This window comes from Mycobacterium noviomagense, assembly GCF_010731635.1.
In the GTDB taxonomy this organism is placed as follows: domain Bacteria; phylum Actinomycetota; class Actinomycetes; order Mycobacteriales; family Mycobacteriaceae; genus Mycobacterium; species Mycobacterium noviomagense.
Genome location: NZ_AP022583.1, coordinates 645,464 through 668,028 on the forward strand (window position 1 = coordinate 645,464; position 22,565 = coordinate 668,028).

A 22,565-nucleotide genomic window follows, 5' to 3' on the forward strand; every position below is an offset into this window, starting at 1 on the left:
TCATGACCGCTGACGCTTCAGAGTATCAGGAACTTGTCGACTGGCTGACCGTCAAGGTCGCCGGATACGTCAACGTTGCGCCTGACGCGATCGGCATTGACACCCCGCTGGCCGATTGTGGGATCGACTCGGTCTCCGCCATGGCGCTATGCGCGGACCTGCAGTGCGAGAAGGGTTTCGACGTCGAAACCACCACCGTCTGGGACTACCCGACCATCGATGCCATCGCGGCGTATCTGCTCACCGAGCGAGCCGCGCCATGACGCCGATCGCAGTGGTCGGCATCGACTGCCGCTTCCCGGGCGCGCCCGACAAGGACGCGTTCTGGCGACTGCTCATGGGCGGCGTCGTCACCGACACCGAAGTGCCCTCGCAGCGTTGGGGCATCGACACCTACTATCACCCTGACGGTGTCGCCGGATCGATGAACACCCGACGTGCCCATTTCATCGACGACGTAGACGCATTCGACAACGACTTCTTCGGCGTCGCGCCCATCGAGGCGGCGGCGCTCGATCCGCAGCAGCGACTGCTGCTACAGGCGTCGTGGCGCGCACTCGAGGATGCCGGCATCGATCCCCGGTCGCTGGCCGGCACGCCAACCGCAGTCTTCGTCGGAATGATGTCCAGCGAGTGGAGCTTCCTCCAGATTCTGGACTTCGCCGGGCTCACCGCATTTCGTGGTGCGGGCAGCGGCTACTTCATGACGGCCAACCGCATCTCATACCACCTGAACCTCACCGGGCCCAGCATGGTCATCGATTCCGCCTGTTCGTCATCATTGATGGCCGTGCACCAAGGCTGTGCCGCGCTGCGTTCGGGGGAAACCGACACTGTCATCGCCGCCGGCGCGAATCTGCTGTTGACACCAGCGCTTTCAATCTTTTACACCCAAGCTGGCCTCTCCGCGCCGGATGGTCGCTGCAAACCGTTCGGGCAGTCCGCCGACGGCATCGGCCGCGGTGAGGGCGTGGCCGCGGTAGTGCTGCGCCGGTTGGACGACGCCGTTGCCGACGGCCAGCCGATCTACGCCGTCGTGAAAAGTTCGGTCGCCAACCACGATGGCCGCAGCAATGGGATCACCGCCCCGAACCGTGGAGCCCAGGTAAAGCTGATGCGCCGCGCACTAGAACTCGCAGAACTGGAGGCCGGGCAGATCGACTTCGTCGAAGCACACGGCACCGGCACGGTTCTCGGCGACATGATTGAGGCCAACGCGCTGGGCGATATCCACAAAACGCGCGGCGGCGAACCATGTCTGCTTGGTTCGGTCAAGGGAAATATCGGGCATACCGAGGGCAGCGCGGGGATAGCGGCGTTCATCAAGACGTGCCTGGCGCTGCAGCATCGCATACTGCCGCCGACGGTGTTCGGCGACAAAGCCAATCCGAGATTGCGCCTGGACGCGAATGGGTTGCGCCTGGCCGACGGTCCGCAGGAATTGCCGGTGAACGGCGCACTGGGTGCGGTGAGCTCATTCGGACTGGGCGGCAGCAACGCGCATGCGGTGCTGGAGTCGGCGCCGCCCGCAGCGGCACCCCATCCGGGTGCGACCGGTGTCCTGACGCTATCGGCGTCTTCTGAGCAGGCGCTGCGGCGCAACGTCGATTCGATCGCCGCCGCGCTGCACACCCTCGAAGATCAGCGGCTCGCCTCTTGGTGCCGCTCGACGAATGTCGTCAAGCGATCGAACCGGCATCGCTTTGCGCTGGAAGGCAACCGCGCCACACTGGTCGATGGGCTGCGCGCGTATCTCGCCGGTACGCGTGCCGAGTTGGCGTCGTCTGCCCCGATGCATAAGGTCCCGGCCCGGGTCGGGCTCTTGTGCTCCGGGCAGGGCACCCAGTACCCGCGCATGACGCGGCCGCTCTACGACGCCAACCCCATCTACCGGGAACATCTGGAAGCCGCGACGGCCGCCCTCGACCCACACCTACCGTCGGACCTTCTCGCGGTGATGTTCGGCGACGATCCCGGACTCCATCACACCGGCCTTGCGCAGCCCGCATTATTCGCGGTCTCCTACGCGCTGGGAAAGACATTGCTGCAAAGCGGGATTCGTCCAGCCTTCGGCATCGGCCACAGCGTCGGCGAGCTCGCGGCGGCCTGCTTGGCCGGCGTGCTGTCACTCGATGATGCGGCAAGGCTCGTCGCGGTGAGAGGACGTCTGATGGGCTGCCTGCCCCCTGGTGGCGCGATGATCGCGGCCGACCTCGGCGTCGAGCAGGCGGAGGCACTAGTTGCCGACGAGCCCGGGTGCGCTATTGCGGCCGTCAACGGGCCACGCTCGGTGGCTATCTCAGGTGCCGCAGAGGCGGTGTCGCGGGCCCACGCCGCGGTTCGCGAACAGGGTGGAAGAGCGGTGAACCTCAGGGTGTCCCATGCCTTTCATTCGCCGCTGATGGAGCCTGTCGTGACGGAATTTCGGCGCGAGCTGTCCGGGCTCACGCCGCGCCCCGCGGAGTTCCCGCTCTTCTCAACGGTGCTTGGCAGACAGGTCGAGGGCCACGAGATGGGCGGCGACTACTGGGTCCATCAGATCTGTTCGCCGGTAAGGTTTTTCGACGCAGTCCAGGCCGCCAGAAGTGCGGTAAGTGCCGACTACGTCGCCGAGGCCGGTCCGCGATCCACGCTGCTCGCCATGGCCGCCCAGTGTGGACTACAGCCGCAGTCCCGATCGCTGCCATTGTGCGGCGGACCGGATTCAGACGGAATGGAGCTGCTGGCCGTAGCTGCGACAATGCTGCGCGACGGGTACTCGCCCGACCTGACGCCGTTATATGGCAGCCCCGCCGGTCCGCTGCAACGGATTCCGCCGTACGTCTTCGACGCTTCCAGTCGGTTTTGGTTCGACGGCGGGGTCGCCGCCGTGGCACCGGCCCGGCCCGCGGTAGTTACGCCCGTCGGCGAGCGAGAACAGCCGGCTCGGGTGCCGGCCGCCAGTGAGGAGGCGGTACTGGCGGTGATCGCCGATGTGGGCGGCTATTCGGTCGCCGAGCTTCGCCGGTCCAGCCTGCTCGCTGAGGACCTGGGTTACGACTCGCTGCTGCAACTTCGCCTCCTCGATCGGCTGAAGGCGGAATATCCCCAACTCGAGCACATCAACGTCACCGCGGTGCTGCCGAAGATTCGAAGCGTCGGCGACCTCGTCGACTTCATGGTGCAGTGGTTCCATAGGTCCGGAGTGACCGGATGACACCCGTCGAGTTGGTGTGCTTTCACCACGCCGGCGGCGGGGCGGCGTCGTTTCATCGGTTGCGCCGGGCGCTGGCGGCACAGGGTGCAGAGGTGGTGCCGACGGCGGTGAGCTTGCCCGGACGGGACTCGCGCCGCGACGAGCCGCGCTACGTCGATGCTGACGCCTGCGTGTCGGCCCTCGCCGACGAACTTGACGGCTTGTTGAGCCGACCCCACGTTCTGCTGGGCCACAGTATGGGTGCTTTGCTGGCGTATTTTCTTGCTCAACAACGTGTTTCGCGCGGATTGCGCGCACCGGAGGCGGTAATCGTCGCATCCTGCCGCCCCCCACACCTGCCCGGACCCCTGCGCGATGTGTATCTGGTCGACGATCGCGAGCTCGCCGCGGTGCTCGCGCACCACGGCGGTCTGCCCGCCGAGATCGTGTCTCATCCCGAATGGCTCGCACTGCTGCTGCCGACTGTGCGCGATGATCTGCGGATGTGCCAGTCCTACCGGCCTGCGAGTGGGCCACCGTTGCCATGTCCGTTGCACATCTTCGGAAGCAACGACGACCCGCTGGCTCCGCCGGACACGTTGGCCGCCTGGTGGAGCTATTCCGTGCAGCCGCAACCGGTCCGACTCTTCGCCGGCGATCACTTTCTGTTGCGTCAGCCGGACCCGGAGTTGGTAACAGCGGTGGCCCGCATTGTCGAGGACGTGGCACAGAAAAGGGAGCCGATCCGATGAGCATCTTGACCCGCGACATGCTCGCGTCTGCGGCATCGTCACCGCACGGCTTGACCGTCGGCACCGTCGCCGATCCCATACGGTTGAGTTGGAGCGAAATTCACGACCAGGCGAAGCGAATGGCCCGCAGCTTGACCGCCAAAGGAATTGGGCGCCACAGCTCCGTCGCGGTGCTGGCCACCGACGCGGCGGACGTCGCACCGCTCGCGCAAGCGATCTGGCTGCGTCGCGCCGCCCTGACGATGCTTCAGCAACCGACACCACGCACCGACCTGGCGGTCTGGCTAGCCGACACCGTGCGGGCGATCCTGATGGTCCATGCGGACCTGGTCGTCCTCGGCGAGCCCTTTCTGATGGCGAAGGATCAATTGCTGGCCCACAACCTGGCCGTCTGCACGATCGAGTCCTTGCGCGGCGCCGAGCCGATCGAGCCCGTCGACGCGGACGAGGCCGAGGAGGCGGACATCGCGATGCGCCAGCTGACGTCCGGGTCAACGGGCGTGCCCAAGGCCGTCGAAATCAGTCACGCCAACATCGCCGCTAACAGCGTCGCACTGCGCGATGTGTTTGACATGGACGCCGAGAAGGACGTCATGGCCAGCTGGCTTCCGCTCTCACACGACATGGGCATGATCGCCTTCCTGCAGTTCCCCATGCAGCTTGGTGCGGAAGCCGTCGTCGTCGCAACGGAGCAGTTCCTGCGGCGACCACTCATATGGGCCGAATTGATCAGCAGACATCGCGTGACCATCACCGCGGGCCCCAACTTCGCTTACTCCCTGCTGACGCGTGTCCTGCAAAAAGCCGACCCCACCGATATTGACCTCTCGTCGCTGCGGTTCGCGGCGAATGGGGCCGAACCCATCAATCACCGCGATCTGGCGAACTTCGCCGCCGTCGGCGCCCGCTTTGGCCTGAGACCCAGCGCACCGAGGCCCGCGTATGGGCTCGCCGAGGCCACCCTGGTGGTGTCAGCGGCGGCACCACAAGACCAGGCGATCGTCGACTCGGTCTCCCGGCAGGCCGTCACGCAGGCACACCGCGCGCAGCCGGTTCCGGATGACTCCGAGAACGCGCAGCACGTCGTGTGCCTGGGATCCCCGGTCACGGGCATGGACGTGCGCATCGCCCGGGACGGAAAGGCGCAGGGACCCAGGGAGATCGGCGCCATCGAACTTCGCGGTCCTGCGGTGGCCAGCGGTTATCTCACGCCGGACGGCTGCTTTCCACTCGCCCGCCAGGACGGCTGGTTCGACACCGGCGACCTGGGTTATCTCGACGAGGAGGGGCGAATTTACGTGTGCGGCCGCACAAAGGATCTCATCGTGCTTGCCGGGACGAATCTGTATCCGCACGATATCGAGCGTGCCGCTGAGACCGTGGACGGTGTTCGCAAGGGCTGCGTGATCGCGCTGCGTGTCGACGCCGAGCGAGAGGGCTTCGCGGTGCTCGCCGAAGTACATAACGCGGACGAGGAGGATGTGCGCCTGCGGATCAGCCGCGACATCACCGCCAGGGTGAACCGGCAAGTTGGTCACGCCCCGCGCGAGGTACGGTTGTTCCCCGCCGGAACTTTGCCGAAGACACTGTCGGGCAAGCTGCGCCGGAACTGCGCTCGAGAACTGCTCCCCCGAGGAACACGGCGCATCCTCGATCGAGGCCACGTCACAGGTGATTGATGGCGGAGCGGCAACCGTCATCGATCCCGACCTGTTGGTCACCGAGCCGCTTCGCTTACTAAGGGCGTGCGATCGACTTGCCGGCGGCGCAGGTTGACGGTCGCCGCGCGGAACAGCAACGAGGGGTGGAATAAGCGGGTTGACGGATCGATGAGCCAGCTGACCCGCAAGAAGCGTTCCGCCACATGGCTATCCGATTCTGCGGCGGTGAGTAGTCGGTCCACATACCGATTGGCAATGCGCATTGGCAGTGTGCGGGTGCCCTCAACTTCGGGTACGGCGAGGTCGGCGCCGACGGCGAGCTGCCAGGCCTGCCCGATGGGTTTGGCGGAGGCCCGGAAGAATCTCCGGGCCAGATCGCGCTGACCACGCCGCAGGGAATCCCGTAGAACCAGGGCATCGAGCGCCGCCACCGTCATGCCCTGCCCGTAGATCGGGTTGAAGCTACAAATCGCGTCGCCGATCACTAAGAGACCCGCCGGGAATCGGCTCATCTTGTCGTAGCGTCGCCATTGGTTGGACGGCACCGTGTACCGCGCAGGCTCATCGACGGGTTCGGCCACTCGTAGTGCTGCGATCACAAACTCCGGGGCGAAGTCTTGGGCGAAACTGATCATGCCCTCACGGTCGGGTGGTGGTTCGTACCCAGCCATTCCGCCGACGGTGAACTGCCAGGTGTTGCGTTCGTGGCCGAACAACGCCATCCCGGTGGGCCGCCCTGACGTGGCGCCGATGATAATCGCCATTTCCTTCAAGGTTCCGGGCCGCATGCGCAGCAGCTGGCTGGCGTAGACAAGACGAACGGTGACGTGATCCTCGATCGGGCGGCCGTAGCCAAGATGGTCTAACCACGCCGGTGTGCGGGCAGCCCGGCCCAGCGCATCGATCACCAGATCCGCGAAGAGGTTTCGTTCCTTGCCGCCGTCGCGGTTAACCAACCGTGCTCCGGTCACAAGCTCTCGATCGGGTGTTGAGATGATGTCGACGACGTCGTGGCCATCCAGAAGCGCCACGTTCGGGAGGGCCTGTAGCCGACGCCGGACATAGAAGTCCAACAGCGGCCTGCTCGGGAAGTACGTCGCAAGCGAACGTGGATCTTTCACTCTGCCTGAGCGAGTGAATAGGTGCCCGGGTGAAAGAAAGACCTTCGACAGATCACCGTCGTCAAGGACTGGAGCACCGGTGGCGACCAGTTCGTCAAGCAGCCCGGGGAACAGTTCATCCAAGATCTGCGATCCGCGCGCCAGAAGGGCATGGGCGTGGCGCGCCTGGGCCACACCGCGCCGCTGCCCGGGTTGGTCAGGCAGCACATCCCGCTCGACAACGGTGACGGTCTCGTAGAAGTCGGCCACCACCCGCGCGGCGAGCAACCCGGCCATGCTCGCGCCAAGGACAACCGCATGCTCACCTAGCTTGACCATCAGCCATCCCTGACCCCGCTTGGACTTGCGTCAGTATGCCGGGGTGTGTTCGCGTGGGTGAAGTATGCGACCACCGCAGAACCAGAGTCGGTCACGAGCCGGGCAACGGTAACCGCGCCTCGAAAAGCTCGACTGCACCACTGCGCTTGAGTGTCACGACATCAAAACCAAGCTCTGTCAACCAGGTCTCGATCTGGCCTGCGCCGGGAGCGTTCCCGAATACCCCGGCGCGCCGGTACATCGCGATCAGCGCGTCCGCGCGCACACCTCGACCGGTAACGCACGATGTCCCCCGCAAGGTCCCGCCTGGCCTGAGCACACGAGTGAGCTCCGCCAATGCCCGACGCGGGTCCGCCAGGCAATGAAGCCCGTTATAGGTCACGCAGAGATCGAAACTTGCGTCAGGGAACTGGAGGGCGGTCATGTCCGCTTCGACGAACTCGATCCTGTCTTCTACCTCCTGTCGACCGGCCTCTCGGCGCGCCAGCTGCAGCATGTACCGAGATATATCGGCGGCGACGTAACGCACGGGCTGCCCGCCACGCAGCCCTCGGAACGCGAGTCCACCCCCGCACGGTATGTCGAGGACCGACGTTCCGGACGGGAGGTCCCCAAGTCGCGCGATTTCGGCGTGCATGAGGCGCATGTCGGCACCCCACTGCGCTCGGGCACCAATCCGTGCAACCCGGTCGTGCTTCATGCCGACGTCGTAAATCGCCGCTATGACGCGATTAGCGCGCCACCGCTCGATAGCGTCGATCACCTTTCCGGACGCTACGCTTCGCGACGGCTTCTGGGCACTAAACGTGAAGCAAAGCCGGGGTAGGCGACGCTGGTGGCTACCCGAACCGCCCGTATTGGCGTGAACTGCGCTCGTTACCGCGGCGCCATCCGGATGGCGCCGTCGAGGCGGATCACTTCGCCGTTGAGCATCGGGTTTTCGACGATGTGCACGGCCAGCGCCCCGTATTCGTCCGGCTTGCCCAACCGGCTGGGGTGCGGCACCTGCTTACCGAGCGACTCCTTGGCCGGCTCCGGCAGACCGGCCAACAGTGGGGTGTCGAAGAGTCCGGGCGCGATGGTGACCACCCGGATGGCCTTGCTGGCCAGGTCGCGGGCGATCGGCAGCGTCATGCCGACCACACCGCCCTTGGACGCCGAGTAGGCGGCCTGGCCGATCTGGCCGTCGAACGCCGCCACCGATGCGGTGTTGATGATGACGCCGCGCTCCTCGCCCACCAGCTCGGTTTTGGCGATCCGTTCGGCGCCCAGGCGAAGCACGTTGAACGTTCCGATCAGGTTGACGTCGACGACCTTGCGGAACGCATCCAGCGGGAAGACGCCATCCTTGCCCAGCACCCGAATCGCGTTTCCGGTGCCGGCGCAGTTGACGACGATGCGTAGCGGACCCATCGTCTCGGCCAGGTCGAGGGCGGTGGTGACGGCGGCTTCGTCGGTGACGTCAGCCGGCGCGAAACGTGCCCGATCGCCGAGTTCGCGCACAACCTCTTCACCTCTGATGTCGAGGACGACCACTTGGGCGCCGGCATCGAGGAACCGCTTTGTGGTCGCCAAGCCCAGGCCAGATGCACCACCGGTGACGAGTGCGACGGCGTCTTTGATCTCCACTCGAGTCTTTCCTTTCCATCCGGCCCACCGGGCCGGCCTCAGGGTCGGTCGGCGACTATACCCAGTCGGCGAGCACCGCCTCGGTGTCAGACCCCGGCGGGCCGGGCGGCCGGGGTTGGTCGGGCGCTGTCCGCGAGAACCGCGGCGCCGGCGCGGGCTGCAGTCCGCCATCGGTCGGGTAAAAGGTCCGACGGGCGGTGACGTGCGGCTCGGTCTCGACTTCGCCGAACGCCAGCACCGGAGTCACGCACGCGTCCGAGTCGGCGAACACCTTGGCCCAGTGGTCGCGGTCTTTCGAGCCGATCACCTCGGCAATGCGGGCCCGCAGCTCCGGCCAGCGGCTGCGGTCGTCCTGCGCGGGCAGGTCGGCGGGGTCCAGCCTCAGCCCGGCCAGCATGGCCGCGTAGAACTGCGGCTCGATCGCGCCGATCGCGACATAGCGGCCGTCGGCGCATTCGTAGGTGTCGTAGTACGGCGCGCCGCCATCGAGCATGTTGGTGCCACGCTCGTCGGACCACATGCCCATGGCCCGCATCGCCCACATCATCTGGATCAGTACCGACGACCCGTCCACCATCGCCGCGTCCACCACCTGGCCCTTGCCGGAGGTCTGCCGCTCCCACAGCGCAGCGAAGATGCCGACCAGCAGGAACATCGACCCACCGCCGAAGTCACCGACCAGGTTGAGCGGCGGCACCGGCCGCTCGCCTTTGCGTCCGATCGAATGCAGCACGCCGTTGAGCGAGATGTAGTTGATGTCATGGCCGGCTTGCTGGCTGCGCGGGCCGGTCTGGCCCCAGCCGGTCATGCGGGCATAGATCAACCGCTCGTTCACGCGTGCGCAGTCCTCAGGGCCCAGGCCCAGCCGCTCGGTGACGCCCGGACGGTATCCCTCGATCAGTACGTCGGCCTTGGCGATGAGCCGCAGCACGAGTTCGCGGCCCTCGTCGGACTTAAGGTCGGCGGTGACGAAGCGCCGGTTGCGCAGCATCGCGTCGCGGACCGGGCCGCTGGCGGCGCTGGGCCGCTCTACCCGCACAACATCGGCGCCCAGGTCGCCGAGGATCATCGAGGCGTGCGGGCCCGGCCCGATACCGGCCAGCTCCACCACGCGCAGTCCTGTTAGCGGTCCCGCCATCTAGCGACCTCCTCCCGTGGCGATCGCCAGCGCGGCGGAGCCGGGCGCAGCGGGTCGCCACCACAGATTCCCGCTCGCATCTTCGCAGCCGCCCGCAAAGGGCCGGCATCCCGGTCACTTAAGGTGATCCCCATGACCGCGATCGAGTCCCGGATCGACACCCTGGCCCCCGTCGCCGGCCTGTCCGTCACGCTTACCAACGGCGTGTTGTCGGTGATCATCGATCGCCCGGAGAGCCTCAATTCGGTGACGACGCCGGTGCTGGCCGGGATCGCCGACGCGATGGAATGGGCGGGCGCCGATCAGCGGGTCAAAGTGGTGCGCCTCGGCGGAGCGGGTCGCGGCTTCTGCTCCGGAGCCGGCATGAGCGCCGACGACGTGTCCGGCAGCGGCGGTCCGGGCACCGAAATCATCGCGGAGGCCAACCGCGCGGTGCGGGCGATCACAGCGCTGCCGCGGCCGGTGGTCGCTGTCGTGCACGGCCCCGCCGCCGGTGTCGGAGTATCCCTGGCGCTGGCCTGTGACCTTGTATTGGCTTCGGACACAGCGTTTTTCATGCTTGCCTTCACCAAGGTGGGCCTGATGCCCGACGGTGGCGCGTCGGCGTTGGTCGCAGCAGCAATCGGCCGTACCAGGGCGATGCGCATGGCGCTGTTGGCGGAGCGATTGCCGGCCGCAGATGCGCTGGCCGCCGGACTGGTGAGCGCCGTCTATCCGGCCGACCAGTTCGACGACGAAGTGGACAAAGTGGTGTCGGCGTTAGCGGCTGGGCCCGGGGTGGCGTTCGCCAAGACAAAGGAAGCCATCAACGCGGCTACGCTCACCGAACTCGACGCAGCGCTCGACCGCGAATTGCAGGGTCAGGCGGTGCTGCTGAAATCGCGTGACTTCATCGAGGGGGCAACGGCTTTCCAGCAGCGTCGCACACCCAACTTCACCGATACCCTCTAAAGCCCGAACAGCGGCGGCAGCGCGAGTATCACAACCAGGCTCCACACGAAGTGGGTGAGTATCGGGGCCAGCACTCCGCCCGTCGCGCGGCGCTCCCAGGCACACACCGAGCCCAGCACGATCGCGGCGAATCCCAGCATCAGATTCTGACTGGCCATGGTGGCGGCCACATACAAGACGGTTGAGATCAGCGCCGGATGGTGGCGGCCGAGCGCCGTGTAAAGCGCACCGCGGTAGAACAACTCCTCCGCGATGGCACCCAGCAACGCGATGGCCAGCACCAGCCGCCACGAACCCTGGTCGGCGAAATGCAAGACGCGAGTAGTCAACTCCGCCACGGGCGGGATTTCCCGAGCGATTAGCCCGCCCACCACGAACACGCCCCCCAGCACCAGACCGATGGTCGCGCCGGTGATCACCGGGCGCTGGTTGCGGCCTCGCCAGCAGATGCCACCCAAATGCAGCGGCCCGGAGGCGAACGCCCCGACAGCCCACAGCGCGCTCAACCCCGCGGTCAGCCAGTAAAAGGTGGACTCGCCCGGGTGGCGCTTCATCGACAGGCCCAGCACCACCGCACCGAACACCAACACCACGGCCACGACGATGCGCCGGCGCCGCACCACTGACGGCGGTTCGTGATGTGGGACAGCAACTTTGGTGGCGGCACGGCGGAGTTCGTCCAGCGCACTCGTCGAGGGTCGGGTATTCAGGTCGGTCATAGGCGCACCTTCGGGGTCAAAGTGATCAGTAGGTCGAGGCCTGTTCGCAGTGCTCCTGCAAGCGGTCCCGGGACGACGTTCACCAGGCCCAGCGTGGGGTGCGCGATCGCCGGTGTGACGGCCCGTACGAGCTGGCGGATGCGCAGCGCGTCCCCGCCGGCCCACGTCGGGTCGCTGTCGGCGAGGTGGTGTGGATCAGCCAGCACGTTGACGGGCCGGGGTGGCGGGCTCGACAGCGCCAGCGCAATGGCGTCGTCGACGGCCAGCAGCCCCCCGGGCGGGTCAGGAACCAGGTCGCGCAGGCCGGTGTCGGAGGCGAGCATCGGGTGTGCCAGCGATTCCACCAAATCGGCGGCCAGGCCGTCAGGAACTGGTAGCGCTGCGGCGGTCAACCGCGAAGCCACCGTGGTGTCGACGCCGCGGACCGGCAGACCCGTGTGCCACCTGCCGGAGATACGCGCATAGGTTCTGAGCAGTCCTCGGTACGACGTGGTGTCAGGACCGCAGATGTCGTAGGCGCCAGGCGGTACTTGCCCCGCATCGGCTGCAGCCACTAGGTAGTACAGCATATCGCGGATCGAAATCGGGTCGATCGGGTTGTCCATCCACGCCGGCATCGGCATGACCGGAAACCGGTCGCCGACGTAGCGCAGCATCTCGAACGACGTCGACCCCGCCCCTAAGATGATGGCGGCGCCCAGCCACACCACCTCGGGACCGTCCTCGACCGTCAGCGCCACGGCCACCTCGGCCCGGCTGGCCAGGTGCTGCGAAAGAACGTCGCTGTCCGGCACGAACCCGCCCAGGTACACGATGCGACATGCGCCGGCGTCTTTGGCCGCGGCAGCAAGGTTTGTGGCCGCGACGTGGTCCACATCCCGGAAGCCGGGTTGGCCGATCGCGTGGACCAGGTAGTACACGACGTCGACGTGACCCGCATCGGCTAAGGCTTTATGAGCCGATGCATGATCGGCCGCGTCGAGTTTCACCGGCGTGACGTCGTCAAGCCATCCCAGCCGCTGCAGACGGGCGGGGTTTCGGCTGGCAGCCACTACCTGGTGGCCTTCTGCGAGTAGCTCAGTGACCAGGCGTGATCCGACGTAGCCGGTGGCGCCGGTCACCAGAATGCGCACACCGTCCAACCTAGCGATTGGGGCAGAGGCCGCGGGTGGATTTAGTTCCGCCGAACCGCAATGCGGCGCATCTTCGCACGGCGATATCGACGTTTTTGCAGCAAGAGCGCGAAAGGCGGCCGACAAAACGTCGACTTCAACTAGGCCGGCCAACCGGCCCACGAGGGGCGACGCGGCTCAGTTTTGAATTGATCAATACCCGCGACCGTCACTCTTATATGGACACCTCCGACCCCGATACCATGACCGGATGGCTCCGGTGACTCACGGCCGGCAATCACCGAGAACTAGCACGCCGACAGCCCCCTCCGTCGCAGCGGTTTCTGTCGGCTTCCCCCCACACCGGCACAGTCAAGACGAGATCGCCGCGACCCTAGCGGGTTTCGCTGGTCCAGAATTTGGCCGGTTCACCGCCAGTAGCGGGGTTCAGGCGCGACACCACGCCCTGCCAATGTCACGATATAGCCAGCTGAGTGGCTTCACTGAGTCCAATGACGCCTTTGTCGAGGTGGCGCTGGAACTCGGCGAGCAGACGCTGCTGTCGGCTTTCGATGCCGCGAACGTCAAACCGGCGGAGGTGGACATCGTCTTTTCGACGACGGTTACCGGACTTGCAGTGCCGACATTGGAGGCCCGGCTGGCGACTCGAATCGGCTTGCGACCCGACGTAAAACGGGTGCCGCTGTTCGGTCTGGGCTGCGTCGCCGGCGCCGCGGGCATCGCACGCATGGCCGACTACCTGCGGGCGTTTCCCGATCAGGTTGCCGCGCTGCTGGCCGTCGAACTATGCACCCTAACCGTTCAGCGCAACGATCGTTCAGTGGCCAATTTGGTTGCTTCCAGCCTGTTCGGTGACGGCGCTGCCGCCGTGGTCGCGACCGGAGCCGACCGGACACCGATCGCGCCGAGGGTGCTGGCCACGCGCAGCCGGATCTATCCGGACACCGAGGAGGTCATGGGCTGGCGGATCGGCAGCGACGGATTCAAGATCGTGTTGTCAGTCGAAGTCGCCACCGTCGCCGAGAAATACCTTGCCGAAGACGTCCGCAAGTTTCTCGCGGACCACGGGCTCACCACCGCCGACGTCTCGACATGGGTCTGCCACCCGGGCGGCCCACGCGTGATCGAGGCCGTCGAGAATGTGTTGGACCTGCCCGCGCATGCCCTTGACCACACCCGAAAATCATTGCGCGACAACGGAAACCTATCGTCGGTGTCAGTGCTGGACGTGCTTCGAGCCACCATGGCCGATCCCCCGCCGCCGGGCTCCATCGGACTGATGATTGCAATGGGCCCGGGATTTTGCTCAGAACTCGTGCTGCTCGGCTGGTAGGCCGTGTACTACCTGCTGATCCTGGCGGTCGGCATCGAGCGCGTGGTGGAGCTGATCGTATCCAAGCGCAATGCGCGATGGGCTTTCGCCCACGGCGGCAAGGAGTTCGGCCACGACCACTATCCGCTGATGGTCACCATCCACACCGCGCTGCTGCTCGGCTGCGCCGCGGAAGTCTGGGCCTTGCACCGGCCTTTCATCGGATGGTTGGGCTGGCCGATGCTCGGCGTCGTCGCGCTGAGCCAGACGCTGCGCTGGTGGTGCGTGACGACGTTGGGGCGTCGGTGGAACACTCTGGTAATCGTTGTGCCGCAAGCGCCGTTGGTGCGACGAGGTCCGTATCGCTGGCTTCGCCACCCCAACTATGTGGCCGTGGTGGCAGAAGGGCTGGCGCTTCCGCTGGTGCACACCGCGTGGCTGACCGCGGCCGCATTCACGGTGGCCAACGCAGTGTTGCTCAGGGTGCGGATCCGGGTCGAGAACGCCGCGCTGGGCTACACATGAGCGTTTATGACGCTGATCTGCTGGTCGTCGGCGGCGGTCCGGGCGGTCTTGCCACGGCGATACACGCGCGCGCCCAAGGACTTTCGGTGATCGTCGCCGAGCCGAAAGAGAGCCCGATCGATAAGGCATGCGGCGAGGGCCTGATGCCGGGCGGACTAAAAGAACTGACATCGCTCGGCGTCGACCCGGCCGGCCTGCCGTTCCGCGGCATCGCCTACGTCAGCGAGCACCGCCGCGCGGAGGCGTTATTCCGCAGCGGACCGGGCCGCGGCGTGCGCCGTACCACGTTGCACGCCGCTATGGCGGCGCGCGCCAAAGAGCAAGACACCGAGTGGATCAAGACACGGATTACTACTGTCGAGCAGGATGCCGGCGGCGTCACGGCGGCCGGTGTGCGCGCGAAATGGTTGGTGGCAGCCGACGGGCTGCACTCGTCGATCCGGCGGGCGATGGGAATCAGAACGGTCGTGGGTAAACCGCGGCGCTTTGGCGTGCGCCGGCACTTCCGCGTACCGGCGTGGTCAGAGTTCGTCGAAGTGCACTGGTCACCATGGGGCGAGGCGTATGTGACACCGGTCGAACCGGACTTGGTGGGTGTCGCGATCCTCTCGCGGCACCGTCCCGATCTGAATTGGTTTCCCTGGCTGGCACGCCGGTTGCGCGACACCCGACCCGGGCGCGCCCGCGGATGCGGGCCGTTGCGTCAAGTGGTTTCACGGCGCGTGGCCGGCCGGGTGTTGTTGGTGGGCGACGCCGCCGGTTACGAGGACGCGCTGACCGGCGATGGCATCAGCTTGGCCCTCAAGCAAGCCGCCGCAGCCGTGGGCGCCATCGTCGATGACGCCCCGTCGGCGTACGAGGCGGCGTGGCGGCGGATCACCCGCGACTACCGAATGCTCACCCGCGCGCTGGTGTTGGCCAGCATGCCGCGGCAGGCCCGGCGCGCTATCGTGCCTGCGTGCACGGTTCTACCCGCGGTGTTCGGCCGCGCGGTCAACACGCTAGCCGAGTGAAATAGCTTGCGTCAGCGAGACTTCCACACTGGTTGACGCTTCTCGGCGAACGCCCGCGGGCCTTCCTTGGCGTCCTCGGACCTCAGCAGTGCACGGAACTCGCGCTCGGTGCGAGCCCAGCCCGGCTCCTCGTCGGGGATGACGCCGTCGTCAGCCCCATAGGCGATGCGCTTGCTGGCCTGCACCGACAGCGGCGCGTTGACGGTGACCCGTTCGGCCAGCGCCAGCGCGGCCTGCAGCACCGTGCCGTCGGGAACGACCTGATTGATCAGGCCCCACTTGAGCGCCTCGGCGGCGCTGATCGGCTCACCGGTCAGCAGCATCTCCAGTGCCACCTTGCGGGGAAGCTGGTGCACGATCCGGAATACGCCGCCGGCGCCTGCGATCAAACCGACCTTGACTTCCGGCAGACCGAACTTCGCGCGCTCCTCCGCGACCACCAGGTCACTGGCCAGGGCCAGCTCCGTGCCGCCGCCCAGCGCGGTGCCGTTGACTGCGGCGATCGTCGGCTTGTCGATGAAATGGCGCACGTAGCCTGCGAAGCCCCACTCGGCGTGGTCCGGGTGGTAGAGGTTCTCGCGGCGTGCGATCGCCTTCAAATCGGCTCCGGCGCAGAAGGATTTGTCGCCGGCACCGGTGATCACCACGGCGCGGATCTCGGGGTCGTGTTGCGCCTGCTCGAGCGCGTCGCCGACGGCAGTGCTGACCGCCCCGTTGACAGCGTTGCGGACCTCGGGCCGGTTGATCGTGATGACCATGACGTTGCCGCGGCGCTCGGTGAGCGCCGCGGGCGCGGCGTCGGCGACGGTCACAACAGTTCCACGATGGTCGCGTTGGCCTGACCGCCGCCCTCGCACATCGTCTGCAAGCCGTAGCGAATTCCCTTGTCGCGCATGTGATACAGCAGGGTCGTCATGATGCGGGCACCCGAGCCGCCGAGCGGATGGCCGAGCGCGATCGCGCCGCCGTTGGGGTTGAGCTTCTTCTCGTCGGCACCGATGTCGTGCAGCCAGGCCAGCGGCACGGGCGCGAATGCCTCGTTGACCTCGTAGGCCCCGATGTCGTCAAGGCTCAGCCCGGAGCGCTTCAGCGCCTTCTGGGTGGCCGGGATCGGTGCGGTCAGCATGATCACCGGGTTGGAGCCGGCCAGCGTGGCGGTGTGCACCTTGGCAAGCGGCTTGAGTCCCAACGACTTCGCCTTGCCCGCGGACATGAACAGCACGGCCGCGGCGCCGTCGGAGATCTGGCTGGAGTTGCCGGCGTGGATCACGCCGTCCTCTTTGAATGCCGGCTTCAGCTCGGCCATCTTCTCGATCGTGGTGCCGCGGCGGATGCCCTCGTCCTTGAGGACGGTGTTGCCGTCCTGATCCTTGATGGCCACGATCTGGTCGTCGAACGCCCCGGAATCCTGTGCTGCAGCGGCCTTTTCATGCGAGGCGAGAGAGAACTCGTCGAGTGTGGTGCGGTCGAAGCCCCACTGCTCGGCGATCATCTCCGCGCCGATGCCCTGGTTGGGGATCGCGCCGTCGTAGCGACTCAAGAACCCGTCGGGGAACGGGCGCCCACCGTTGGCCAGCGATGAACCCATCGGCACCCGCGACATCGACTCCACTCCGCCGGCGACGACGACGTCGTAGTGGCCGGCGACCACGCCCGCCGCGGCGAAGTGGATCGACTGCTGGCTGGAGCCGCACTGGCGGTCCACGGTGACACCCGGAACGCTTTCCGGCCAGCCCGCCGTCAGCAACGCAGTGCGGGCGATGTCGAGGGCCTGCTCACCGGCTTGCATCACGCAGCCCCAAATCACGTCGTCGACGATCCCGGGATCGATGCCCGCCCGTGCGACCAGCCCGTTGAGGACCTGCGCCGACAGGTCGGCGGGATGCACGCCCGACAGACCTCCGTTGCGCTTGCCGATCGGTGAGCGCACTGCCTCGACGATGACGGCTTCAGCCATGGCAATTCTCCTTCTCAAGAGGTAATGCCTCGATTGTTGACCAACCCGTTGGACGGCTCACCGCGGGGGTACTTCGGCGGCGCCCGGTAGCCTCGGTGCGCATGGCACGCATCCTCGTTATCGGCGGCCACGGCAAGGTGGCTTTGCATCTCAGCCGCATCCTGAGCGAACGCGGAGACGAGGTGAGCTCCGTCTTCCGCAACCCGGATCACACCGACGACGTCGTCACCACCGGCGCCACACCGGTCGTGGCGGACATCGAGAGACTGGATACCGACGCGCTCGCGGAGCTGTTGGCCGGGCACGACGCGGTCGTCTTTTCCGCCGGGGCCGGCGGCGGCAACCCGGCCCGCACGTATGCCGTCGACCGCGATGCGGCCATCCGGGTGATCGACGCCGCCAAGCAAGCGGGTGTGCGGCGGTTCGTGATGGTCTCCTACTTTGGCGCCCGACGGGATCATGGTGTGCCGCAGAACGATCCGTTCTTTCCGTATGCCGAGGCGAAGGCGGCCGCCGACGCCCACCTGCGGGCCAGTGACCTGGACTGGACGGTGCTGGGACCGGGCCGGCTCACCCTCGAGCCCGCGACCGGGCGGATCGCGCTGGGGCCGGAGGCCAGCAAAGGCCAGGTGTCCCGCGGGGATGTCGCGCTGGTGATCGCCGCCGCTCTAGCCGACGATTCGACGATCAGGCGCACCATCGAGTTCAACAACGGCGACCTCCCGATCGCCGAGGCGCTGGCCGCCGGAGGCTGACGTCGCCATCAATCGAGTAATCTCGATCGCGCAGCTGGTTTGCCGGCACATGTGCCGGCATCGAGCGAGGCAGGTTGAATCTGCCTCGCAAGAGGGAACCCGGTGAGAGTCCGGGACTGTCCCGCAGCGGTATGCAGGAACGACCGCCGTCATCAGCACTGGTCGCCAGACTGGGAAGCGACGGCCACTAGGAGCACTTCGGTGCGCGCCTGCGAGTCCGAAGACCTGCCGGCTGTGCCGGATGCGCCGCGTCCGGCGGCTCATCGCCTCGTGGAATGGGCGTCTGGCCGTACCGGTTACAGGGCATGTGCCCGACCGGATCGGCTGCGCGTCCGCGGGCGGTGAACCACCCCGTCGAGTGAAGGACGAACAGTGACCGCTCAACCGTTTACCGCCACCATCACCGGCTCGCCCCGCATCGGCCCGCGCCGCGAACTCAAACGCGCCACCGAAGGGTACTGGGCCCGACGGACCAGCCGAACCGAGCTCGAGTCCGTCGCCGCTAACCTGCGCCGCGACACCTGGTCTGATTTGGTTGCCGCCGGCCTGGATTCCGTGCCGGTCAACACATTCTCTTACTACGACCAGATGCTCGACACCGCGGTGATGCTGGGCGCGCTGCCGGCGCGCGTGCAGCCGGTGCACGACGAACTGGACCGCTACTTCGCCGCCGCGCGGGGCACCGAGGACATCGCCCCGCTGGAGATGACCAAGTGGTTCGACACCAACTACCACTACCTCGTACCCGAGATCTCGCCGGACACCCGGTTCACGCTCAATCCGGTCAAGGTAGTCGCCGAGCTGAAAGAGGCATTGGAACAAGGCATTCCGGCGCGCCCCGTGGTCATCGGGCCGATCACCTTCTTGCTGTTGAGCAAACCAGTGGACGGTGCGGGCGCGCCGGTCGAACGCATCGACGAGCTGATCCCGGTGTATTCCGAGCTGCTGTCGCTGCTGGCCGACGTCGGCGCAGCTTGGGTGCAGTTGGACGAGCCGGTGCTGGTGACCGACATCAGCGCCGACACCCCGGCACTGGCCGAGCGCGTGTACACCGCGCTGGGTTCCCTCGCCAAGAGGCCGGCGATCCATGTCGCCACCTACTTCGGGGACCCGGGCGCCGCCTTGCCGGCGCTGGCCCGCACAGCGGTCGAGGCCATCGGCGTCGACCTGGTGGCCGGCGCCGATACCGCGATCGCCTCGGTGCCGGAGCTGGCGAACAAGACGCTGGTAGCCGGGGTCGTCGACGGACGCAACGTGTGGCGCACCGACCTGGAAGCAGCGCTGAGCCGGCTGGCCACCCTGCTCGGATCGGTGGGCACGCTGGCTGTCTCTACGTCGTGCTCGACCCTGCACGTCCCGTATTCGCTGGCCTTCGAGACCGAGCTGGACGACAACCTGCGCAGCTGGCTGGCGTTCGGGGCCGAAAAGGTGCACGAGGTGGTGACCCTGGCGCGCGCACTGCGTGAGGGCCGCGACGCAGTGGCCGACGAGATCGCAGCCTCCAACGCCGCGGTGGCGTCACGCCGTTCGGACCCGCGGCTGCGCAACGAACAAATCCGGTCGCGCATCGACTCGATCCTGGCGTCGGGCGCCAAACGCGGCAACGCCGCCGAGCGTCGCGAACAGCAGAAGGCCCGGCTGCACCTGCCGACGCTGCCGACCACCACGATCGGCTCGTTCCCGCAGACCCCGGCGATCCGAAAAGCCCGCGCCGCCTTCCGGTCCGGCGAGATCGACGAGGCCGAGTACAACCGGCGGATGAAGGCCGAGATCGCTGACGTCATCGCGCTGCAGGAACGGCTCGGTCTCGACGTGCTGGTGCACGGGGAGCCGGAGCGCAACGACATGGTGCAGTACTTCGCCGAGCAGCTCGACGGTTTCTTCGCCACCCAGAACGGCTGGGTGCAGTCCTACGGCAGCCGCTGTGTGCGCCCGCCGATCCTCTACGGCGACGTGTCGCGCCCGCACCCGATGACGGTCGAGTGGATCACCTACGCGCAGTCGCTGACCGACAAACCGGTCAAAGGCATGTTGACCGGGCCGGTGACGATCCTGGCGTGGTCGTTCGTGCGCGACGACCAGCCGCTGGCCGACACCGCCTACCAGATCGCGCTGGCGATCCGCGACGAGACCATCGATTTGCAGTCGGCCGGCATCGCGATCATCCAGGTCGACGAGCCGGCGCTGCGGGAGCTGCTGCCGCTGCGCCGCGCCGATCAGGACGCGTACCTGCAGTGGGCGGTGGGCGCGTTCCGGTTGGCGACCTCCGGTGTCGCCGACTCGACGCATATCCAAACCCATCTGTGCTATTCGGAGTTCGGCGAGGTCATCGGCGCCATCGGCGAGCTGGACGCCGATGCCACGCTGATCGAGGCAGCCCGTTCGCACATGGAAGTGCTTGACGACCTGAACGCGGCAGGCTTTTCCAACAGCGTGGGTCCGGGCGTCTACGACATCCATTCGCCGCGGGTGCCAAGCACCGAGGAGATCGCCAATTCGCTACGTGCGGCGTTGAGAGCTGTTCCCGCCGAACGGCTTTGGGTCAACCCGGACTGCGGGCTGAAAACCCGCACCGTCGAGGAGGTGACGGCGTCGCTGCAGAACATGGTCGCCGCGGCGGCGAAGGTGCGAGGCGAAGCCGCCTAGGGCCGGCTCACCTCGTCGGAGCCGGTGACGCGGCTTTCGTACACGTGCACCGGCACGGTGTCGTCCCAGGGTTGCCGGGTGACCATGTCGGCCACCTTGACGTAGCCGCGCTCGAACTCGCCCGTAGCTGCGTCGACTAACCGGTATTGCTGGATCTGGCGGTGAATGGGTTGCGCGTCGAGCAGCACGACGCGCACCTCGCCGGGCTCGAAGTGGCAGCGCTCCTGCATCGCGGCGATCAGTTGTTCGTTGTGCATGTGGCCGTCGCCGAAATTCCAGCCGATGGCGGTGGAACAAATCCGTTCGCCGTCGGTGATGACGTAGTCGTCCTCGTTCTGCCCGGCCATGGCTCGATGCGCCAACGTGAACAGCGCCCGGCCGTGGGTGTTGAACGAGCGGAAGGCGTAGCCCATGTAGATGGGGATCTGCGCCGCCTCCTTGCTGCCGTAGAAACGCTCGAGCTGCGCGGCCGGCATGCTGGCGATCGTCACCAGCCCACGGGTGATCTTCTCCTCCGCAGAGGGTTTGACGCACCACAGCGTGGTATCCCAGTTGCCGGCGTAGTAGCGCATGCCCGGCAGAAACGAAACCTTGCGCGGGAACAGGTTGCCGACGATCACGACGCCGGCGAGCACCACGAACAAGACCGCCACCACCACAGGATGTTCCAGCTCTGCAAGCCCCAGGTGCGCGTAGGCGACGAAGAGGGCTCCGACCCCGTAGATCATGAAGACGTTCCACTCCAGCGGCACCCCCATCGGGATCGCGGTCAGGATCGCCAGGTGGAAACAGACCATGACGGCGGCGGCGATCGCGGTCGGCCAGCCGCCGTGGCAGAAGAACAACACAAGCGGCACGCACATCTCCACGGTCGTGCCGCCGTGGGCGACGATCCGCGACAGGCGTCCGGGTCGCAGGTCGTCGGGGAACCGTTCGAAGAAGGCCCGCTTCATCGACTTCGCCCGAATCAGTGGGTTGTTCGACATCATTGTGGAGATCACGAACGGGAAGTGGTGGTTGAGCTTCGACGTGGCCGCGCCCATCCAGATCACCAAGAACACCAGTTTCGAGGCGACGATCATGTCCACACCGGGGAGCAAGAACGTCACCGTCATCGACGCGTAGACCTCGCCGCGGGCGGCCAGAAAGATCACCTTGTCCCGCAGCCCGAGCACGGCGAGCAGGCCGAGGATCACCCAGATCTGCCACAGCGGAAGCAGGCCGACGTCGGTGCCCAGCGCCGGAACTGGGCCGGTGCCGTCGGAGAACAACGCCCACAACAGCATTACGAGCAAGCCGGCATACAACGCGACGTCTATCGGAGTGCGAGCGGTGCCCTTCGTCAGCGGGATTCGGTTGGGCCAGGGCGGTAATCGGATCGTGTTCGGGCGCAGCCAGTACAGGATCGAGCCCATCGGCGGGAAGAACCTGTTGTTCAGCGGCCCGAAGCCGCAGCCCAGGCCGACGACCTCGAAGAGCATCGTGTAGAGCACGACCTTCTCGAACACGATCGGCTCCGACCACCACGAACCCACGGCGGTGAACCCATTGATGCCCGTGGTGGTCAGCGCGAACAACCAGCCGCCCAGGATGTAGAGACCGATTTTGACGACGTAGAACAGGTGCAACGCGACCGGTGTCCCGAAGCCCACCTCGGCCCAATGCCGGGCCATCGGCTGGATCTTCTCGCTTCGCGTGCCTTTGCTCCATTCCGCCATGTCGATCTGCGGCAGCTCAGGTTTGAAGAATCCCATGCCGGA

At 66.6% G+C, this 22,565-nt stretch carries 19 protein-coding genes and 1 riboswitch; of the genes, 10 read left to right on the plus strand and 9 right to left on the minus strand.

Features of this window, described 5'->3' with window-relative positions; all coding sequences use genetic code 11:
- Window positions 1-2 precede the first annotated feature (2 nt).
- From G6N15_RS02760 to G6N15_RS02775, 4 genes are read left to right on the plus strand one after another with little or no spacing between them, the layout of a single operon-like run.
- Window positions 3-263 (plus strand): acyl carrier protein, encoded by a 261-nt coding sequence (locus tag G6N15_RS02760; RefSeq protein ID WP_083084757.1) that lies wholly within the window; start codon window positions 3-5, stop codon window positions 261-263.
- Entirely contained in the window at window positions 260-3,196 is a 2,937-nt protein-coding gene (locus G6N15_RS02765) for a type I polyketide synthase (protein WP_083084754.1), read from the plus strand. Before G6N15_RS02760 ends, G6N15_RS02765 begins: the two co-directional genes overlap by 4 nt.
- Window positions 3,193-3,927, plus strand: coding sequence for a thioesterase II family protein (locus G6N15_RS02770; protein ID WP_083084751.1), 735 nt, complete (start codon window positions 3,193-3,195; stop codon window positions 3,925-3,927). The genes G6N15_RS02765 and G6N15_RS02770 overlap by 4 nt, the downstream gene beginning before the upstream one ends.
- A gap of 50 nt (window positions 3,928-3,977) precedes the next feature.
- A complete protein-coding gene (locus G6N15_RS02775) occupies window positions 3,978-5,606 on the plus strand; it encodes a fatty acyl-AMP ligase (RefSeq protein ID WP_232070332.1) in 1,629 nt (542 codons plus the stop codon).
- 38 nt (window positions 5,607-5,644) lie between these two features.
- On the opposite strand, the gene G6N15_RS02780 is transcribed toward G6N15_RS02775, so the two are convergent.
- From G6N15_RS02780 to G6N15_RS02795, 4 genes are all read right to left on the minus strand, one after another.
- A complete protein-coding gene (locus tag G6N15_RS02780) occupies window positions 5,645-7,027 on the minus strand; it encodes an FAD-dependent oxidoreductase (protein WP_083084746.1) in 1,383 nt (460 codons plus the stop codon).
- Window positions 7,028-7,118: 91 nt separating this feature from the next.
- A complete protein-coding gene (locus G6N15_RS02785; protein ID WP_232070333.1) occupies window positions 7,119-7,790 on the minus strand; it encodes a class I SAM-dependent methyltransferase in 672 nt (223 codons plus the stop codon).
- Window positions 7,791-7,903: 113 nt separating this feature from the next.
- On the minus strand, window positions 7,904-8,656 hold the full coding sequence (locus G6N15_RS02790) for a 3-hydroxyacyl-CoA dehydrogenase (protein ID WP_083084743.1): 753 nt from the start codon (window positions 8,654-8,656) through the stop codon (window positions 7,904-7,906).
- A 55-nt stretch (window positions 8,657-8,711) separates the two neighbouring features.
- On the minus strand, window positions 8,712-9,794 hold the full coding sequence (locus G6N15_RS02795) for a CaiB/BaiF CoA transferase family protein (RefSeq protein ID WP_083084740.1): 1,083 nt from the start codon (window positions 9,792-9,794) through the stop codon (window positions 8,712-8,714).
- A gap of 132 nt (window positions 9,795-9,926) precedes the next feature.
- Here G6N15_RS02795 and G6N15_RS02800 point away from each other — a divergent pair, with 132 nt between their 5' ends.
- On the plus strand, window positions 9,927-10,745 hold the full coding sequence (locus G6N15_RS02800; protein ID WP_083084737.1) for an enoyl-CoA hydratase: 819 nt from the start codon (window positions 9,927-9,929) through the stop codon (window positions 10,743-10,745).
- Here G6N15_RS02800 and G6N15_RS02805 read toward each other — a convergent pair.
- Window positions 10,742-11,464, minus strand: coding sequence for a CPBP family intramembrane glutamic endopeptidase (locus G6N15_RS02805; protein ID WP_083084734.1), 723 nt, complete (start codon window positions 11,462-11,464; stop codon window positions 10,742-10,744). The genes G6N15_RS02800 and G6N15_RS02805 overlap by 4 nt on opposite strands.
- Window positions 11,461-12,597, minus strand: a complete 1,137-nt coding sequence (locus G6N15_RS02810; protein ID WP_083084732.1) for an NAD(P)H-binding protein — start codon at window positions 12,595-12,597, stop codon at window positions 11,461-11,463. Before G6N15_RS02810 ends, G6N15_RS02805 begins: the two co-directional genes overlap by 4 nt.
- Window positions 12,598-12,847: 250 nt before the next feature.
- On the opposite strand from G6N15_RS02810, the gene G6N15_RS02815 reads away from it, so the two are divergent.
- From G6N15_RS02815 to G6N15_RS02825, 3 genes are read left to right on the plus strand one after another with little or no spacing between them, the layout of a single operon-like run.
- Window positions 12,848-13,930 carry a type III polyketide synthase gene (locus G6N15_RS02815; protein WP_083084719.1) on the plus strand — a complete coding sequence of 361 codons (1,083 nt, stop codon included), beginning with the start codon at window positions 12,848-12,850 and terminating at the stop codon, window positions 13,928-13,930.
- Window positions 13,931-13,933: 3 nt separating this feature from the next.
- The gene (locus G6N15_RS02820) at window positions 13,934-14,434 is read left to right on the plus strand and encodes an isoprenylcysteine carboxyl methyltransferase family protein (RefSeq protein WP_083084717.1); all 501 of its coding nucleotides are present in this window, start codon (window positions 13,934-13,936) and stop codon (window positions 14,432-14,434) included.
- Entirely contained in the window at window positions 14,431-15,447 is a 1,017-nt protein-coding gene (locus tag G6N15_RS02825; protein ID WP_083084715.1) for an NAD(P)/FAD-dependent oxidoreductase, read from the plus strand. Before G6N15_RS02820 ends, G6N15_RS02825 begins: the two co-directional genes overlap by 4 nt.
- Window positions 15,448-15,458: 11 nt before the next feature.
- On the opposite strand, the gene G6N15_RS02830 is transcribed toward G6N15_RS02825, so the two are convergent.
- On the minus strand, window positions 15,459-16,259 hold the full coding sequence (locus tag G6N15_RS02830) for a crotonase/enoyl-CoA hydratase family protein (protein WP_083084712.1): 801 nt from the start codon (window positions 16,257-16,259) through the stop codon (window positions 15,459-15,461).
- A complete protein-coding gene (locus tag G6N15_RS02835; RefSeq protein WP_083084709.1) occupies window positions 16,256-17,404 on the minus strand; it encodes a thiolase family protein in 1,149 nt (382 codons plus the stop codon). Before G6N15_RS02835 ends, G6N15_RS02830 begins: the two co-directional genes overlap by 4 nt.
- A 101-nt stretch (window positions 17,405-17,505) precedes the next feature.
- Here G6N15_RS02835 and G6N15_RS02840 point away from each other — a divergent pair, with 101 nt between their 5' ends.
- Together G6N15_RS02840 and metE are read left to right on the plus strand one after the other, a co-directional pair.
- Entirely contained in the window at window positions 17,506-18,159 is a 654-nt protein-coding gene (locus G6N15_RS02840) for an SDR family oxidoreductase (RefSeq protein WP_083084706.1), read from the plus strand.
- 18 nt (window positions 18,160-18,177) lie between these two features.
- Window positions 18,178-18,406: riboswitch (cobalamin riboswitch) on the plus strand.
- A gap of 125 nt (window positions 18,407-18,531) precedes the next feature.
- Window positions 18,532-20,805: a 5-methyltetrahydropteroyltriglutamate--homocysteine S-methyltransferase gene (gene metE, locus G6N15_RS02845; RefSeq protein WP_083084704.1), complete on the plus strand. Its 2,274-nt coding sequence runs from the start codon at window positions 18,532-18,534 to the stop codon at window positions 20,803-20,805.
- Here the strand turns inward: metE and G6N15_RS02850 are convergent.
- Window positions 20,802-22,559: a DUF3556 domain-containing protein gene (locus tag G6N15_RS02850; protein WP_083084703.1), complete on the minus strand. Its 1,758-nt coding sequence runs from the start codon at window positions 22,557-22,559 to the stop codon at window positions 20,802-20,804. The two genes, metE and G6N15_RS02850, sit on opposite strands and share 4 nt — an antisense overlap.
- Window positions 22,560-22,565 lie beyond the last annotated feature (6 nt).

Coding starts and splice junctions, on each gene's coding strand:
- G6N15_RS02760 (WP_083084757.1), top strand. CDS start 3: ATGACCGCTGACGCTTCAGAGTATCAGGAACTTGTCGACTGGCTGACC.
- G6N15_RS02765 (WP_083084754.1), top strand. CDS start 260: ATGACGCCGATCGCAGTGGTCGGCATCGACTGCCGCTTCCCGGGCGCG.
- G6N15_RS02770 (WP_083084751.1), top strand. CDS start 3,193: ATGACACCCGTCGAGTTGGTGTGCTTTCACCACGCCGGCGGCGGGGCG.
- G6N15_RS02780 (WP_083084746.1), bottom strand. CDS start 7,027: ATGGTCAAGCTAGGTGAGCATGCGGTTGTCCTTGGCGCGAGCATGGCC.
- G6N15_RS02795 (WP_083084740.1), bottom strand. CDS start 9,794: ATGGCGGGACCGCTAACAGGACTGCGCGTGGTGGAGCTGGCCGGTATC.
- G6N15_RS02800 (WP_083084737.1), top strand. CDS start 9,927: ATGACCGCGATCGAGTCCCGGATCGACACCCTGGCCCCCGTCGCCGGC.
- G6N15_RS02805 (WP_083084734.1), bottom strand. CDS start 11,464: ATGACCGACCTGAATACCCGACCCTCGACGAGTGCGCTGGACGAACTC.
- G6N15_RS02815 (WP_083084719.1), top strand. CDS start 12,848: ATGGCTCCGGTGACTCACGGCCGGCAATCACCGAGAACTAGCACGCCG.
- G6N15_RS02825 (WP_083084715.1), top strand. CDS start 14,431: ATGAGCGTTTATGACGCTGATCTGCTGGTCGTCGGCGGCGGTCCGGGC.
- G6N15_RS02835 (WP_083084709.1), bottom strand. CDS start 17,404: ATGGCTGAAGCCGTCATCGTCGAGGCAGTGCGCTCACCGATCGGCAAG.
- G6N15_RS02840 (WP_083084706.1), top strand. CDS start 17,506: ATGGCACGCATCCTCGTTATCGGCGGCCACGGCAAGGTGGCTTTGCAT.
- G6N15_RS02850 (WP_083084703.1), bottom strand. CDS start 22,559: ATGGGATTCTTCAAACCTGAGCTGCCGCAGATCGACATGGCGGAATGG.